Annotated in this window: 12 protein-coding genes; 6 read left to right on the forward strand and 6 right to left on the reverse strand. The window is 67.2% G+C overall.

Annotated elements, in window-relative coordinates; all coding sequences use genetic code 11:
* Positions 1-9: 9 nt before the first annotated feature.
* The 4 genes from ACIPR8_RS01145 to ACIPR8_RS01160 form a co-directional block, all read right to left on the reverse strand.
* Positions 10-1,227, reverse strand: coding sequence for an ABC transporter permease (locus ACIPR8_RS01145; protein ID WP_446539902.1), 1,218 nt, complete (start codon positions 1,225-1,227; stop codon positions 10-12).
* Positions 1,228-1,229: 2 nt separating this feature from the next.
* Entirely contained in the window at positions 1,230-2,555 is a 1,326-nt protein-coding gene (locus tag ACIPR8_RS01150) for an ABC transporter permease (RefSeq protein ID WP_192287942.1), read from the reverse strand.
* A 15-nt stretch (positions 2,556-2,570) separates the two neighbouring features.
* Positions 2,571-3,293: an ABC transporter ATP-binding protein gene (locus tag ACIPR8_RS01155; RefSeq protein WP_132865755.1), complete on the reverse strand. Its 723-nt coding sequence runs from the start codon at positions 3,291-3,293 to the stop codon at positions 2,571-2,573.
* Between the two features lie 125 nt (positions 3,294-3,418).
* The gene (locus ACIPR8_RS01160) at positions 3,419-4,687 is read right to left on the reverse strand and encodes an efflux RND transporter periplasmic adaptor subunit (protein ID WP_192287742.1); all 1,269 of its coding nucleotides are present in this window, start codon (positions 4,685-4,687) and stop codon (positions 3,419-3,421) included.
* Positions 4,688-4,901: 214 nt separating this feature from the next.
* Between ACIPR8_RS01160 and glmS the strand changes: the two genes are divergently transcribed.
* Together glmS and ACIPR8_RS01170 are read left to right on the forward strand one after the other, a co-directional pair.
* On the forward strand, positions 4,902-6,734 hold the full coding sequence (gene glmS, locus ACIPR8_RS01165) for a glutamine--fructose-6-phosphate transaminase (isomerizing) (protein ID WP_323438699.1): 1,833 nt from the start codon (positions 4,902-4,904) through the stop codon (positions 6,732-6,734).
* 522 nt (positions 6,735-7,256) lie between these two features.
* Positions 7,257-7,688: a CBS domain-containing protein gene (locus ACIPR8_RS01170; RefSeq protein ID WP_132865752.1), complete on the forward strand. Its 432-nt coding sequence runs from the start codon at positions 7,257-7,259 to the stop codon at positions 7,686-7,688.
* Positions 7,689-7,870: 182 nt separating this feature from the next.
* Here the strand turns inward: ACIPR8_RS01170 and ACIPR8_RS01175 are convergent, their stop codons facing one another.
* Both ACIPR8_RS01175 and gloA read right to left on the reverse strand, forming a co-directional pair.
* Complete coding sequence (locus ACIPR8_RS01175) at positions 7,871-8,299, reverse strand: VOC family protein (RefSeq protein WP_132865751.1); 429 nt, start codon at positions 8,297-8,299, stop codon at positions 7,871-7,873.
* A 90-nt stretch (positions 8,300-8,389) separates the two neighbouring features.
* On the reverse strand, positions 8,390-8,908 hold the full coding sequence (gene gloA, locus ACIPR8_RS01180) for a lactoylglutathione lyase (protein WP_446539903.1): 519 nt from the start codon (positions 8,906-8,908) through the stop codon (positions 8,390-8,392).
* Between the two features lie 429 nt (positions 8,909-9,337).
* On the opposite strand from gloA, the gene ACIPR8_RS01185 reads away from it, so the two are divergent.
* The 4 genes from ACIPR8_RS01185 to ACIPR8_RS01200 all read left to right on the forward strand — a co-directional run bounded on the left by ACIPR8_RS01185 (position 9,338) and on the right by ACIPR8_RS01200 (position 15,103).
* Entirely contained in the window at positions 9,338-9,733 is a 396-nt protein-coding gene (locus ACIPR8_RS01185) for a CopL family metal-binding regulatory protein (RefSeq protein ID WP_446539904.1), read from the forward strand.
* 96 nt (positions 9,734-9,829) lie between these two features.
* Positions 9,830-12,538: a TonB-dependent receptor gene (locus tag ACIPR8_RS01190; protein ID WP_446539905.1), complete on the forward strand. Its 2,709-nt coding sequence runs from the start codon at positions 9,830-9,832 to the stop codon at positions 12,536-12,538.
* Between the two features lie 55 nt (positions 12,539-12,593).
* Entirely contained in the window at positions 12,594-13,286 is a 693-nt protein-coding gene (locus tag ACIPR8_RS01195; RefSeq protein ID WP_446539906.1) for a PepSY domain-containing protein, read from the forward strand.
* A complete protein-coding gene (locus ACIPR8_RS01200; RefSeq protein WP_446539907.1) occupies positions 13,283-15,103 on the forward strand; it encodes a 2Fe-2S iron-sulfur cluster-binding protein in 1,821 nt (606 codons plus the stop codon). The genes ACIPR8_RS01195 and ACIPR8_RS01200 overlap by 4 nt, the downstream gene beginning before the upstream one ends.
* Positions 15,104-15,324: the final 221 nt, after the last annotated feature.

Here is a 15,324-nt window from a genome sequence, read left to right on the forward strand (position 1 = left end):
TCGGCGAGGTCAAACGCTACGGGTGGCGACGATGGGTGGGATGGCAGCCGCGCGCAGGGCAGGGCCGATCACGGCGACCTGCCCGAGCAGCAACAGCAGTACGGCGCCGACGGGCAGGTAGTACAGCGGCAGGCGGTCGATCTCGAAGTAGTGCATCAGCACCTGGTTGCCGGCGAAGGCCAGCAGCATCCCCAGCACGATGCCGAAGCCGGTCAGCATCAGGTTCTCGGTCTGGAAGTAGCCGATGATCTGGCGCCGGGTGGCCCCCAGCGCACGGCGGATGCCGATCTGCTTGGTGCGTTGCTGCACCCAGAAGCTGGCCAGGCCGATGATGCCCAGCGCGGTCACCAGCAGCATCGCCAGGCACACGCCGAGCAGCAGGCGGGTCATCGCCCGGTCCTGGCGGAAGTAGGTGTCACGCAGCTGGGCCAGCGTGGCGCTGTAGTCGCTGGACAGGATGGCTTCGGGGGTGACCTTGGAGGCAGCGGCCACCGCGTCGCGGAGGATCGCCGGCAGGTCCGCCGCATCGGCGCGCAGCACGTAGGTGCCGCTCTGCGCATGGGTGAGGACCGGCACGATCACCGACCATTGCGCGCTGGCCACGCCGCTCTCGCTGCGGCCCGGGTCGGGACGGGCGAAGTGTTCCAGCACGCCGGCCACGGTGAAGCGGTTGCTGGACATCCAGAACTGCTTGCCGAGCGCCGATTCCCCCGGCCACAGGTGGGCGGCCAGGGCGCGGGTGATCCACACCTGGGCGCTCTCGGGCAGGTAGTTCTCCACCGGCTGGAAGTCGCCATCGGTGAAGCTGCGGCCCTGCACCGGCTTGAGCTGCATCACGTCGATCGCGCCGGGGTCGAGCAGGTAGAAATGCGGCACGCCGCCGAAGTGCTTGCCTTCGGGGTCCAGGCTGATGCCGGCGGTGCCGGCACGCTGGCCGAACGGCACGGCGTTGACCACGCCCACCGCCTGCACGCCGGGCTGGCTGCGCAGCTGCTGCAGCCAGCGGCCGTTGAGTTCGGCCGGCTGGCAGCCGTCGCAGTCATCGAGGCTGAGGGCGGCGACGCGGCTCTCGTCCACGCCGCTGTTCATGCCGATCATGTCCATGCGCGAAACCGCCAGGAACAATGCGTTGCACAGCACCGCGCAGGCCAGCGCGATCTCCAGGGTGATCAGGGAGGCGGCGATGCGGTGGCGCGACAGTGCGACCAGGATGGGTTTGATATCCATGCTTACAGTGCCTTGATCTGCAGGGCCGGGTCGATGCGGGCGGCGCGCAGCGCCGGCAGCAGTCCCGCCAACAAGGTGGTGATGACGGCAGCGGCCAGGGTCGAGCCGAGCATGGTGAGGTCCAGCTGCATCATGTCCGCGTAGGCCAAGGGCTGCTGGCGGATGTTCCACAGACCGAACGCGGTCAACAGCAAGCCGCCCAGGCCGCCGGCCAGGCCGATCAGCGCCGCTTCGATCAGGCACTGCTGGAAGACCATCGCGCGGGTCGCGCCCAGCGCCCGCAGCACGCCGATCTCGCTGGTGCGGCGCAGGAACTTGGCCAGCAGCAGGCCCACCGTGTTGAACAGGCAGATGCCGAGGAAGGCCAATGCCATCCACGCCTGCAGGCGGACGTCACGCGGCACCACGCCGTTGAAGTCCAGCCACTGCATCAGGCTGGAAAGGCGCGCCAGTTCCGGCTGGCTGATGCGGCCCAGCTGCTGTTGCTGCTGCACGTAGCCCTGCAGGAACCGCTCGTAGGCGCTAACCTGCGCCGGCGTGTCCAGCTGCACCCATTGCTGCAACCACACGCAGTTGCTGTTCTCCAGGTGGCCGGGCTGCTCGGGCAGCCCCCAGCAGGTGAACTGCTGGAAGTTGCCGGCATTGACCTGCAGGCTGCTGAACAACGGCATCATCACGTCCTGCGGCGCGCGGTAGAAATCGGCGGTGTCGCCCTGGGAGAAGCGGCCACCGGCCACGGCGTAATAGAGCGGTGCCGGGCGCCACGGCTTGAGCACGCCGACGATGCGGACCTCGCTGTCGCGGATGCGCAGCATCTGGCCGACGCTGTCCTTGCCGCCGAACAGGCGCTGGTTGAGGTTCCAGGAGATCACCGCCACGCGCGCACGGCGCTCGTCGTCCTCGCGCGACCAGCCGCTGCCGTAGGCCATCGGCACCTGGAACATCGGGAAGAAGTCGGCCGTGGTGGACAGCATCGGGGTGATGCTGGCCGGCGCGCTGCTGGTGGGGGCGGACAGCTTGGCCGGGCTGTTGGCGACCAGTGCCTTGCGCTCGGCCGGGCCATCGCGCCAGAGATCGACCGCCGAGGTGTAGTCGAGCATGTCCAGCGGATCGACGCGCGGCTTCTCCCCGCGCGGGGACGCATCCACCTGCGGGTAGTACAGGTGCTGGCTGCGCCCGGGCAGGGGATCGCCCGAGAGCAGGTGCATCACCGTCAGCGTCGTCATCGACGCGCCGATGCCCACGGCGATGGACAGCACCATCAGCCCGGTGAGCACCGGCGTGCGCCGCAGGCTGCGCATGCCTTGCTGCAGGTAGTACGTGAACAGCGACATGCGTGGTCCTCAGCCCTGCGTGTTGGTTTCGGCGATGCGCGAGGCGTGGGCCAGCACCGGCTCACGCAGCAGGTCGGTGGCCTGGCCATCGACGATGTGCACGTTGCGCTGGGCGCGTGCGGCCAGCTCCGGGTCGTGCGTCACCATGACGATGGTGGTGCCCTGGGAGTTGATCTCCTCCAGCAGCTCCATCACGCCGCGGGCCATCTGCGTGTCCAGGTTGCCGGTCGGTTCGTCGGCCAGCAGCAGGCGCGGGCTGCCGGCCAGGGCGCGGGCGATGGCGGCGCGCTGCTGCTGGCCGCCGGACAGCTCGGCCGGGTAATGCTTCATGCGCGAGCCCAGGCCGACGCTGGTCAGCGCCTGCTCGATGCGCTGCTTGCGCTCGGCCGCGCCCATGCCGCGATAGCGCAGCGGTACGTCGACGTTGTCGAACAGGTTGAGGTCGGGGATCAGGTTGAAGCCCTGGAAGATGAAGCCGATCTTCTGGTTGCGCAGGCGCGAGCGTGCGTCGTCGCCGAGGTGGCTCACGTCCTGGCCATCGAGCAGGTACTGGCCGCTGGTGAAGGTTTCCAGCAGGCCGGCGATGTTGAGGAAGGTGGTCTTGCCCGAGCCGGACGGACCGGTGACGGCGACGAACTCGCCTTCGCGCACATGCAGGTCGAGCGAGCGCAGCGCGTGGGTTTCAACCTGTTCGGTGCGGAAGACCTTGGAGACCGATTGCATATGGAGCATGTCTATTTCCTTTGGGGACGAGGTTGCGGGGCAGCGGGGAACAGGGCGCTGGGAGCTGGGAGCAGTGCGTTGGCTGGGCGCGGGGCCGGTTGGATGACTTGCCGTGCCCCGCTCCCGGGGTTCAATCAATTGATGGAGACGCGTTCGTTGTCGCCGAACAGATCCGCGCCGGAGACCACGATCTTTTCGCCCGGTTGCAGGCCGGACACCACTTCCACCTCGCCCAGGCTGCTCACGCCCAGCTGCACGGGGCGGCGGGTGGCGATGCTGCCGGTGACGACGTAGGCGTAACGGCCGCCGGATTGTTCGACGAACGGGCCGCGCTCGACCTTGAGCACGTTGCGGCGGGTGTCGAGCAGGATGCGCGAGCTCATCCGCTGGCTCTGGCGCAGGCCTTCGGGCTGCTTGTCGGAGAAGCGGATGCGGGCCACGACTTCACCGTTGACCACCTCCGGCGACACCGCCGAGATCTCGCCGGGGAAGGGCTGGCCGCTGCCGCTGGTCAGCTGCGAGGGCATGCCGATGGCCAGTTCGCGGGCGAAGCTCTCCGGCACCTTGATCTCGACCTCGAAGCGGGACAGGTCGACCACGCTCAGGATCGGGGCGTTGGTGGCGACCTGGGTGTGCTGGGTGGCCTGCACCTGGCCGACCTGGCCATCGAACGGGGCGCGCAGGGTCAGCGCATCGACCTGGCGCTGCACTTCGTTGACCACGGCCAGCTGGCGCTCGGCCAGCAGGCGCTTGTTGCGGGCGTCCAGGTCGGCGCCGCGGCTCTGCAGGGTGGCGTCCTGCTGGGCGTGCTGCAGCTCGATCTGGGCCTTCTTCAGCTCGTCCTGGGCCTTGGCCAGGTCCACCTGCGGTACCGCGCCGCCGTCGAAGCCGCGCTGGTAGCGGTCCAGGTCGCGCTGGGCGGCGATGCGCACCAGGCCTGCCTGGTCGGACATCTTGGCGCCGGTGGCGCGGGCCAGGGTGGCGTCCAGGGCGGCGCGGCTGGCCTCGGCCTCCAGGCCGGCCAGGGTGGCCTGTTCCTGGGCCAGCTTGCTGCGCAGTTCCGGGCTGTCGATCACCGCCAGCTCCTGGCCCTGCTTGACCACGTCGCCGGCCACCACCTTCAGGGTCACGGTACCGGCGGAGATGGCGTACAGCACCGGGCTGTTGGCGGCGATCACGCGGCCGTCGGCGGCGATGTCGCGGACCAGGTCGCCACGGCCGACTTCGGCGATGCGCACGCGGCTGCTGTCGAAGGAGCGGCTGGCGCCGGCCCATTTGTTGGCGATGAAGCCGATGCCGGCCACCACCGCGACCGTGGCCACGGCGGGCCACAGCCAGCGGCGCCACTTGGGCTGCTGGGGCTGGGTGGAGACTCGGTCCTGGGCGGAGGTGTCGCGGATCATCGTGGGCTTCGCAGCAGAGGTTGGTATTGGTTAAGCACGCGGCGTGCCAACTTCAACATATTGAAATTGTTGAAATAAATTCGATGGCTGGGGGTGTCCGGGTGTCCGCGGACACTTCTGCGGACAGTGTCCGCGCGGGTTGTCCGGCAATGTCTGCTGGATGTCCGAACCGGCTGACTTAGAATGTCCGCCTGTTATTCCAGATGGACGAACTATGTGCGGGATTGTGGGTGCGATCGCCGATCGCGATGTGGTTCCGGTACTGATTGAAGGACTCAAGCGTTTGGAGTACCGCGGCTACGACTCGTCGGGCATCGCGGTATTCGAGGGGGACGGCATCCGCCGCGTGCGTCGTACCGGCCGGGTGGCCGAAATGGAGAGCGCCGCCGCCGCCGAGCATTTCCAGGCGCAACTGGGCATCGGCCACACCCGTTGGGCGACCCATGGCGGGGTGACCGAGTCCAATGCCCATCCGCACATCAGCCACGGCGTGGCGCTGGTGCACAACGGCATCATCGAGAACCACGAGGAGCAGCGCGAGAAGCTGCGTGCGCTGGGTTATGCATTCGAGTCGCAGACCGATACCGAGGTCATCGCGCACCTGATCCACCACCACCTCAAGGCCGATCACGACGACCTGCTCGGCGCGCTGCAGCGCACCGTCAAGGAGCTGACCGGCGCCTACGCGCTGGCGGTGATCAGCCAGAAGGAGCCCGAGCGCATGGTGGTGGCGCGGATGGGCTGCCCGCTGCTGGTCGGCCTGGGCGACGGCGAGAACTTCGTGGCCTCCGATGTCTCGGCCATCATCCAGGCCACCCGCCGGGTGATGTTCCTGGAAGAAGGTGATACCGCAGAGCTGACCCGCCAGGGCGTGCGCGTGTTCGATGCCGACAATGCCCCCGCGCAGCGCGAGCAGCGCCTGTCCGACGTGTCGCTGGCCTCGCTGGAGCTGGGCCCGTACCGCCACTTCATGCAGAAGGAAATCCACGAGCAGCCGCGAGCGCTGGCCGATACGGCCGAAGCGGCGATCGACGCCGGTGGCTTCCCGGCCACGTTGTTCGGTGCCAACGCCGAAGCGGTGCTCAAGGACATCGAGGGCGTGCAGATCCTGGCCTGTGGCACCAGCTACTACGCCGGCCTGACCGCGCGTTACTGGATCGAGGCCATCGCCGGCCTGCCGTGCAGCGTCGAGATCGCCAGCGAGTACCGTTATCGCGCGGCTTACGCCAACCCCAGGCATCTGGTGGTCACCATTTCCCAGTCCGGTGAAACCCTGGACACGATGGAGGCGCTGAAATACGCCAAGTCGCTGGGCCACCTGCACACGCTGTCGATCTGCAACGTGCCCGAGAGCGCCATCCCGCGCGCCAGCGAGCTGGTCTGCTACACCCGCGCCGGCGCCGAGATCGGCGTGGCCTCGACCAAGGCCTTCACCACCCAGCTGGCGGCGCTGTTCCAGCTGACCGTGGTGCTGGGCAAGCTGCATGGCAAGGTCGACGCCGCGCAGGAGGCGGACTACCTGGAGCAGCTGCGCCACCTGCCGGGCAGCGTGCAGCATGCGCTGAACCTGGAGCCCCAGATCATCGCCTGGGCCGAGCGCTTCGCCGGCAAGTCCAATGCCTTGTTCCTGGGCCGCGGCCTGCATTACCCGATTGCCCTGGAAGGCGCGCTCAAGCTCAAGGAGATCTCCTACATCCACGCCGAGGCCTACCCGGCCGGCGAGCTCAAGCACGGCCCGCTGGCGCTGGTGGACGCGGAGATGCCGGTGGTGGTGATCGCGCCCAACGACAGCCTGCTGGAGAAAGTGAAGTCCAACATGCAGGAGGTGCGTGCGCGTGGCGGCGAGCTGTTCGTGTTCACCGACCAGGACAGCAACTTCAATGCCTCCGAGGGCGTGCACGTGATCCGTACCCCGCGCCACGCCGGGGTGCTGAGCCCGGTGGTGCATACCATCCCGGTGCAGCTGCTGGCCTACCACACGGCGCTGGCCCGCGGCACCGACGTGGACAAGCCACGCAACCTGGCCAAGAGCGTGACAGTGGAATGATGGTTGTCACGTGAGCGTAACCGGAGCTGCGGATAATCACCTCCAGCAGCCCGGTTCTCTCTCCCCCGACGCTGTGAGGAAGCCCGGCCATGCGCCGGGCTTTTCTTTTGCCTGGCCGCGGCGGCATGGGTTGCAGTGGCGGGGAGTGCCTGTCCGCCGGGGCAGGGCATCGGTCCGGGCGACCGATCAGCGTCGGCATCCGGCGAACGTCAAGCGGCGGCGTTCGCGGACATTCAGTGGCGGTTTCGCCCGCGGTGCCATGCTCCGGATCGTCATCCGGTTCCACGACGAACCATCCCATTCGTGGCGACATATGCCGCCGGGATGCAGCCGTAGAATCGAAGTGGCACAGGACGAGGCGTGCAGTTGCACCGGCCCCGTCCGCGATGCAGCGCCCTGCCTGCCGACGACGCGTCGAACGGCAGGCAGGTGCGCCACAAGTGCGCTGGAAGATCTGTTCCCGGGAGGGGCGTATCGGCAGAGCACGGTTTCGACTTCAGTGACCTGCAACAGGAAACAAGAATGAACGTCCGAGAACTTCTGCAATCGAAGAAAGAAACTGTCATCACCATCGACACCCACGACACGATCGGTGCCGCCGCGCACAAGATGAGTGCGAACCGGATTGCCGCACTGGTGGTGCTCAATGACGACGCACCGGTGGGCATCATTTCCGAAAAGGACATCGTGCGCGCGCTGGCCGACGATGGACCGCAGGCGGGACGCCGGGTGATCTCGAGCCTGCCGTCGATGGGACTGGAAGGCATCGCACCCGAAGCCAGCCTGAAACAGGCGATGTCGTTGATGACCTACTCGCGGCGTCGCCACCTGATGGTCACCGAAGGCGGGCGGCTGGTTGGCATCCTCAGCCTGGGCGACATCGTCAAGAACCTGCTCGGCGAACTGGAGCTGGAGAAGGCCGTGCTGCAGGACATCTACATGGCCGCGCACTGAGGCGGTCACCGGCCCCGAAGGTGGTGAATCACGGCCAGGTGCATCCGCACCTGGCCGTTTGCGTTACCTGGTCCGGCGCGCCAGCCGGGGGCGGCAGGACCACGGTGTCGGGAACGCGGCGACAGCGGCCGTGCAGGTGACACGCGCCGGTGCCGCAGTGCGGGCGCATGCCCGCGCATGGATCAGAACGTGACCTTCACCGAGTCGGCGCTGTAGCGCGCCGGGCCGTGGTAGACCACTTCGATGTTGTTGCCATCCGGGTCGAGCACGAAGGCGCCGTAGTAACCGGGGTGATAAGGGCGCTCGCCAGGGGCACCGTTGTCGGTACCACCGGCGGCCAGCGCGGCCTTGTGGAAGGCATCGACGGTGGCGCTGTCGCGCGCCTGGAACGCCAGGTGGTGGCGCCCGGTCAGCTGGCCGGCGGCGGCTTGGCTGCTGGCGGTGGAAATGAACAACTCGTCGGCCCAGAAATAGTCATCGCCTTCGCCGGCGATGGGAATGCCGATCGCATCGAACACTGCCTGGTAGAAGCGGCGGCTGGCGGCCAGGTCACGTACCACCAGTTGCAGGTGATCGATCAGGCGGCCACGGTGCAGTTCCATGGTTTCCATGCAGACCTCGGATGAAGGTGGCGGAGGGGACCACTGGGGTCCGGCGCCATGATGCGCGGGATGCCGTGATCCCTCCGTTACCCACTGCCGTCAGGTGTTGGAGATGATTTCCACCCAGTAACCGTCCGGGTCCTTGATGAAGGCCAGGTGCTTCATGCGGCCGTCGCTCAGGCGCTTCTGGAACGGCACGTCCAGTGTCTCGAAGCGCGCGCAAGCCGCTTCGATATCCGGCACCGACACGCAGATGTGGCCGAAGCCGCGCGGATCGCTGTTGCCGTCGTGGTAGACCGGGCCGTCCTGGTGCTCGGTACCGTGGTTGTGGGTGAGTTCCAGCACGCCGGGAACGCCGGCCATCCAGCGGCGGCGTTCGGCGTCGTCGGCCGGGACCGGGGTGCCGGTCGGTACGTAGGCCAGGAAGTACAGGCTGAAGGCCGCTTCGGGGAAGTCGCGCTGGTCGATCAGCTGGAAGCCGAGCACGCGGGTGTAGAAGTCCAGCGAGCGGGTGATGTCCTTGACCCGCAACATGGTGTGGTTGAACACGAAGCCATGGGTTTCGGCGGGAACCTGCGCGGCCACGCCGGGCTGCTGACGGAGGGATTCAACGCTCATCGATTACATCCTGTTGCAGTGAATGGGGGAGGGGAAACGGGTTGTCGCGGCAGCATCGGGAATGTTGCATCCGTAATCAACAACGCCGGGAAAAGTTGCACCGGAAATCAGTTTTCCAGCCAAAACCAGCGCTTTGGTGCATCGACAGAAAAAATCGTCATTGCCATGCCCCGCGCATCTTGGCGCTGGCAGATGCGCTGGCTATGCTGCGACGCAGGATAGTCGTTGCCGCTCTGCGATCCGCTGAAGTGCGCGTGCATTGCACTTGAATGGGGCGGAGACGACGCCGGTACAAGGGGTGTACCGGCAATTGCGCAGGGGGCGCACCCACGGACTGACCCACGCCGGAAGCCAGCGCAGTTGACAGGCTTTCTCCGGACGCGCTATTGATTGTATGTATATACAAATATACGAGGACCGTCGGGCCCCATGCCGTACCGCTGCTGGCTGCCACTGCTGCTGATCTGCGTGCTCGCGGCCGAAGGCGTGCTCGGGGCGTGGGTGGGCGCGCGCATGGCGCTGGACACGGCGGCCAGCGTGGCCGCCGCCGGCGATGTGGCAGCACAGGCGGACTGCGCGCCGTCCAAGCCGGTCCTGGCCAAGGCCCATGCCGGCCATGGCAAGCCCGGCGGCACCGATGCCGCCGATTGCACCTGTGGTGACAGCACCGGCTGTGAATGCGCCTGCGTGCTGGCGCTGTATCCACCCACGACGGTGGCGTTGTTCGCCGGCAGCTACCCGCCGGTCACCTTCGATGTCCCCTTGCCGGTACTGCAGTTGCCGGCCAGCAAACTCTCCCGGGTATTCCGACCTCCCATCGCCTGAGCGGTGTTTTACGCGTCGTGACGACGCTGCAACGCCCTTGCGCGCGCATCTGCGCACGCCCAGCCCAGAGACAGGTTCCCCAGCGGGAGAGAGACCATGTACGTGAAGTCCAACGCCTTGGCCGCGGCCATTGGCAGTTTGTTGAGTGTGGCCGCCATCCAGGCCGCACAGGCCCAGGAAAGCCAGAACGAAGCCGCCCGCACGCTCGATGCGGTGCAGGTCACCGGCAGCCACATCAAGCGCGCGCAGTTGTCCGGCGTCGGCCCGGTCAGCGTGGTGGATGCCGAGGCGATCGAGCGCTCCGGCGCCACCTCGGTGGAAACGCTGCTGCAGCGCCTGCCCGCCTCGGCCGGCTTCGCCGGCAGCCAGAGCAACGCCTATTGGGCCGAGAACGGCTACGGCACCACCCAGGTCAACCTGCGGGGCCTGGGCATCAACCGCACGCTGGTGCTGCTCAACGGCCGCCGCATCGTCAACGGCGGCACCGGCGCCAACAGTTCGGTCGACCTGAACGTGATCCCGGTATCGCTGATCGAGCGGGTGGAAGTACTCAAGGACGGTGCCTCGGCCATCTACGGCGCCGACGCGGTGGCCGGCGTGGTCAACATCATCACCAAACAGGGCTTCGACGGCGCCGAGCTGGCCGTGCGTTATGGCCAGACCAGCAAGAGCGACGGCGAGGAAACCTCGGTGGACTTCAGCTGGGGCGTCACCGGTGAGCGTGGCTCGCTGATGGCGGCGATCAACTACTACGACGGCGGCTCGGTGAACATGGCCACGCGCGCGCCCTGCGGCCTGATCGAATCCGACGGCAAGCTGGTGTGCTCGGGCAGCTCGACCACCGTGGGCGGTCGTGCGCTGCTGGCCGATGGCAGCCGCGTCAACTTCAACCAGGTGCTCGGCGGCGACGGTGATTTCTACGAGCCGTACTCGGCGGCCAAGCACAACTACAACGGCAACCCCACCCTCAATGCGGTCAATCCGATCGAACGCCTGAGCTTCAGTGTGTTCGGCGACAGCAAGCTCAACGACACCACCGAGGCCTTCGTCGAGCTGATGTACACCAACCGCCAGTCCAGGCAGCTGGCAACGGCCGGCGCGCTGGGCGTGTACCGGCCGATCAACATCGCCGCCGATCACCCGACCAACCCGACCGGGCAGGACCTGTTGCTGCAGCGCCGTCGCCTCGAGGAAGCGGGCCCGCGCCACTTCTTCCAGGAAACCGATACCTGGCGCGTCGTGGCCGGGCTGAAGGGCCAACTGGGCACCAGCTGGGACTGGTCGGCGGCCTTCAACTGGGGCCGCAACACCGGCGTGGACGGCTCGGACAACGTGGCCAACCTGGACCGCGTCGAGCAGACCTTGGACCGCGCGCTGTGCAGCCCGCTGCCGGGTGCCGCCATTCCCTGCGGTGACTACCTGGGCTACGGCGACCTGAGCCGCGAGGTGCTGGACTACATCCTGTACAGCTCGCGCGATACCGGCGGCAACGAACAGAAGAGCTTCACCGCCAACCTCAGCGGCCAGGTCTTCGAGCTGCCGGCCGGCTGGGTGGGCTTCGCCGCCGGCGTGGAAGTGCGCAAGGAAAGCGGTTGGCGTGATTCGGACCCGCTGACCGTGCTCGGCATCGGCAACACCAACCAGCAGGATCTGATCCATGGCGAGTACACCGCCAAGGAAGTGTTCGCCGAGCTGGCCATCCCGCTGCTGCAGGACAGCGTCATCGCCGATTCGCTGTACCTCAACCTGGCCGGGCGCGCCTCGGACTACGATCTGTTCGGCCGTGACTACAACTACAAGGTCGGCCTGGACTGGCAGGTCAACGAATCGCTGAAGCTGCGCAGCACCTACGCCACCGCATTCCGCATCCCGAACATCCCGGAGCTGTTCGGGGGCGTCGCCGAAGGCAACCTCACCACCACCGACCCGTGCAGCAACTGGAGCAGCCTGCCGTCCGACTCGGTGGTGCGCGCCAACTGCCAGGCCTACGGTGTGCCGGCCGGCTACGTGCAACCGGGCAACACCATCCTCACCACGTCCGGTGGCAACGCCGACCTGAAGCCGGAGGACGCCACCTCCTTCACCGCCGGCGCGGTGTGGACGCCTGCGTTCGCCCCGGGCCTGACGCTGACGCTGGACTACTACAACATCCGCATCAAGAACGCGATCCAGCGCATCGCCGGTTCCACCAAGCTGGCCATCTGCTACAACACGCCGGGGCTGGCGCACCCGTTCTGCGATGCCAGCAACTTCACCCGCAACCCGCGCACCGGCGAGGTGGACTACCTGTCCTCGCAGCCGGTGAATGCCGCCAACGAGCGGGTCAGTGGCGTCGACCTGGGCGCGCTGTACGAGTTCGACGTGGCCGGCTTCGATGCCAGCGTCAGTGCCGACGTGTCCTACCTGCAGCGCTATGACGTGCGGCCGTATGAAGGTGCCGATGTCATCGAGTACGCCGGCAAGATCACCGGTGGCCGCGGCAGCTATGCCAAGTGGCGTGGCCTTGTGGCCTTCAATGCCAGCCGCGCGCAGTGGTCGGGCACCTGGTCCACCCAGTACATCGGACGTGCCGAGGACATCAATGCCACGCGCGGCGACATCGGCGACCATGCGCCGTCGGTGTTCTACCACAACCTCCAGTTGAAGTACGCCGTGAACAAGGCGCTGGATGTCTCGCTGGGCCTGGACAACGTCTTCGACAAGAGGCCGCCCTTCATCCAGAGCTACACCGACGCCAACACCGACACCATGACCTACGACCTGCTGGGTCGCCGCTGGTACGCACGCATCGGCTACCGCTGGTGACCGCTGGCGCCCCGCCGGACGACGGCGGGGCGCGACGCTGAGTGAGGATGACTTGATGAAACCCGCATTCTGGGCGCGACGCGCCCACAAATGGATCGGCCTGGTGATCGGCGTGCAGGCGCTGCTGTGGATGCTCAGCGGCGTCTACATGACCGTGGTGCCGCTGGACGTGATCCACGGTGACCACCTGGCGCACGTGCATGGCGAGCCGCTGCCGCCGCAGGCCGCGCGCATCGATGCCGATGCCCTGGTGGCACGCCACCCGCAGCTGCAATCGTTCCGGCTCAAGCATGTGCTGGACCGCGAGGTCTACGAAGTGCGCCAGGGCGGCGCGAAGTTCCTGGTCGATGCCGGCAGCGGTGAACCCCTGCCACCGCTGGACCGTGACGGCGCGATCGCATTGGCCCGCTCGCTCTACCAGGGCGATGGCGAAGTGGCGCGGGTGGAATGGATCACCCAGGCACCGTCGGAGGTGAAGACGCGGCCGGTGCCGATGTGGGCGGTGCATTTCACCGACCGCGGCCAGAGCACGCTGTACCTGTCGCCGGACAGCGGCGAACTGCTGGCGCGCCGGCACAGCTTGTGGCGCTGGTTCGACTTCCTGTGGATGTTCCACATCATGGATTACGAGAACCGCACCGACGTCAACAACACCCTGCTGCGGGTGGCCGCGGTGATCGGACTGGGCTTCGCGCTCAGTGGCATCTGGCTGCTGTTCTACAGCTTCGGCAAGCGGAGGCAGGCATGACGCCCTGGATGCGGACCCTGCACAAGTGGGTGGGCCTGGTGATCGGCCTGCAGTTCGTGGTGTGGCTGGGCAGTGGCCTGATGATGGGCCTGCTCGACCCTGATCGGATCGAAGGCACCGCCCAGCGTGCGCCCAAGACCGAGATGCCGGCCTGGCCGTCCGGCACCGTGTCGCCGACCGAGGCGCTGCGCGCGGCCCGGCATCCGGCGGCGACGCTGGACAGTGGCTGGTTGCTGGACATGCCGGTCTACCGCCTGCAGTCACCGGAGGGCACCGAGGTGATTGACGCGCTTGATGGCCGTCGCATCGACATCAGCAACACGCTGGCACTGCGCGTGGCCCAGGCGGCCTACCGCGGTGACGGCATGCCGTCGGCACCCACGTACCTGGAAAAGAGCCTGGAAACGCGGGCCAACCCCGACCCGGTCTGGCAGGTGGACTTCAGCGACGCGCAGGACACCACGATCTACGTGTCCGCGCACAGCGGACAGGTGATGGAGCACCGCACCGCCACCTGGCGCCTGTTCGACATCTTCTGGATGTTGCACATCATGGATTACAGCGAGCGGGTGAACTTCAACAACCCGCTGGTGGTGGGCATGGGCATCGGCGGCCTGTGGCTGGCGTTGACCGGCTTCTGGCTGCTGGTGGCCAGCTTCCACCTGCACGAGTTCATCCCGCGCCGTTGGCGCCGGCGGCGTCAGTTGATGGTGTACGCCCCGGGCGGCGCGCACCTGCGCACGGTGACCGCGGCCAACGGCGACAGCGTGTACGTGGCGCTGGCCCGCGAAGGCGTGAACCTGCCGTCCAACTGTGGCGGCGGGCAGAGCTGCGGCCTGTGTGAAGTCCGCGTGCGCGGCGGCGCAGGCAAGGCCACCGCATCGGACCGTTCGCACCTGCCGGCGGCCAAGTTGAAGGTCGGTTGCCGGCTGGCCTGCAACCTGCCGGTGGACGAGGACCTGGAGATCGAGGTGGCCGGTGGCGCCAGCCTGTGGACCGAGCATTGGGCCACGGTGGTCAAGGTGGTCGCGGTGACGCCGTTCCTGCGCGAGGTCCACCTGCGCCCGGACAACCAGGCCGACGCCCAGTTCCAGCCGGGTTGCTACCTGCAGCTGCACGTTCCCGAGTACGAACTGCCGCGCAGCGCGTTGTGGCATCCGGACGAACACCGCGAGGACTGGAAGCCATTGCCATTGCCGGCCACCCTGCAGAACAAGGCATCGGTGCGTCGATCGTATTCGCTGGCGATGCCGGTGACCGCGACCGTAGGCGAGTTGGTGCTGCTGGCACGTTTCAGCCCCGGATGGCAGGAGAACAAGCGTCATCCGCCCGGCAAGGGTTCCACCTGGCTGTACACGCTGCGCGAAGGGGACCGGGTGCGTTACAGCGGCCCGTTCGGTGATTTCGCCCTGAGCGGGGTCGAGCGCGAGAAGGTGTTCATCGGGGCCGGCGCGGGCATGGCACCGCTGCGCGCGATGATCCAGCAGCGTCTGGAGGAGGGCGGCGGCGAACGTATCCACTACTGGTACGGCGCGCGCAATCGGCGTGATTGTCCGTATGCCGAGCAGATGCAGGCCTTGGCCGCGCAGCACCCGAACTTCAGTTGGCACCCGGTGTGGTCGGAGGATGCGTCGAACGGAACGCCGCGACGCGTGCACGATGCGATCCATGAGGACCTGCTGCGCCAGCATCCGGATCTGTCGGGCTGCGAGTTCTACCTGTGTGGCCCACCGGCGATGCTGTCGGCGACGCGCCAGCTGCTGCGCAAGCTGGGGGTCGAGGAGTCGAGGATTGCTTACGACGACTTCAAGATCTGAGGGTTGATGGTTGCCTGGGCGCGCTTTTCTGTCCCGCTAGCGCGACAGGGAGCGGCGAGTTCTCGGTGCACATTGATCCCCCTTCTCCCGCCTGCGGGAGAAGGGGCCCCGCAGGGGCGGATGAGGGGAGCGTTTGCTTCGATGTGCTTCAACAGCACCCTCACCCCAACCCCTCTCCCGCGAAGCGGGAGAGGGGCTTGAGCAGAAAGCCAGGGCACGCA

This window comes from Stenotrophomonas sp. LARHCG68 (genome assembly GCF_052871705.1).

Coding starts and splice junctions, on each gene's coding strand:
- ACIPR8_RS01145 (WP_446539902.1), bottom strand. CDS start 1,227: ATGGATATCAAACCCATCCTGGTCGCACTGTCGCGCCACCGCATCGCC.
- ACIPR8_RS01155 (WP_132865755.1), bottom strand. CDS start 3,293: ATGCTCCATATGCAATCGGTCTCCAAGGTCTTCCGCACCGAACAGGTT.
- ACIPR8_RS01160 (WP_192287742.1), bottom strand. CDS start 4,687: ATGATCCGCGACACCTCCGCCCAGGACCGAGTCTCCACCCAGCCCCAG.
- glmS (WP_323438699.1), top strand. CDS start 4,902: ATGTGCGGGATTGTGGGTGCGATCGCCGATCGCGATGTGGTTCCGGTA.
- ACIPR8_RS01170 (WP_132865752.1), top strand. CDS start 7,257: ATGAACGTCCGAGAACTTCTGCAATCGAAGAAAGAAACTGTCATCACC.
- ACIPR8_RS01175 (WP_132865751.1), bottom strand. CDS start 8,299: ATGGAAACCATGGAACTGCACCGTGGCCGCCTGATCGATCACCTGCAA.
- gloA (WP_446539903.1), bottom strand. CDS start 8,908: ATGAGCGTTGAATCCCTCCGTCAGCAGCCCGGCGTGGCCGCGCAGGTT.
- ACIPR8_RS01185 (WP_446539904.1), top strand. CDS start 9,338: ATGCCGTACCGCTGCTGGCTGCCACTGCTGCTGATCTGCGTGCTCGCG.
- ACIPR8_RS01190 (WP_446539905.1), top strand. CDS start 9,830: ATGTACGTGAAGTCCAACGCCTTGGCCGCGGCCATTGGCAGTTTGTTG.
- ACIPR8_RS01195 (WP_446539906.1), top strand. CDS start 12,594: ATGAAACCCGCATTCTGGGCGCGACGCGCCCACAAATGGATCGGCCTG.
- ACIPR8_RS01200 (WP_446539907.1), top strand. CDS start 13,283: ATGACGCCCTGGATGCGGACCCTGCACAAGTGGGTGGGCCTGGTGATC.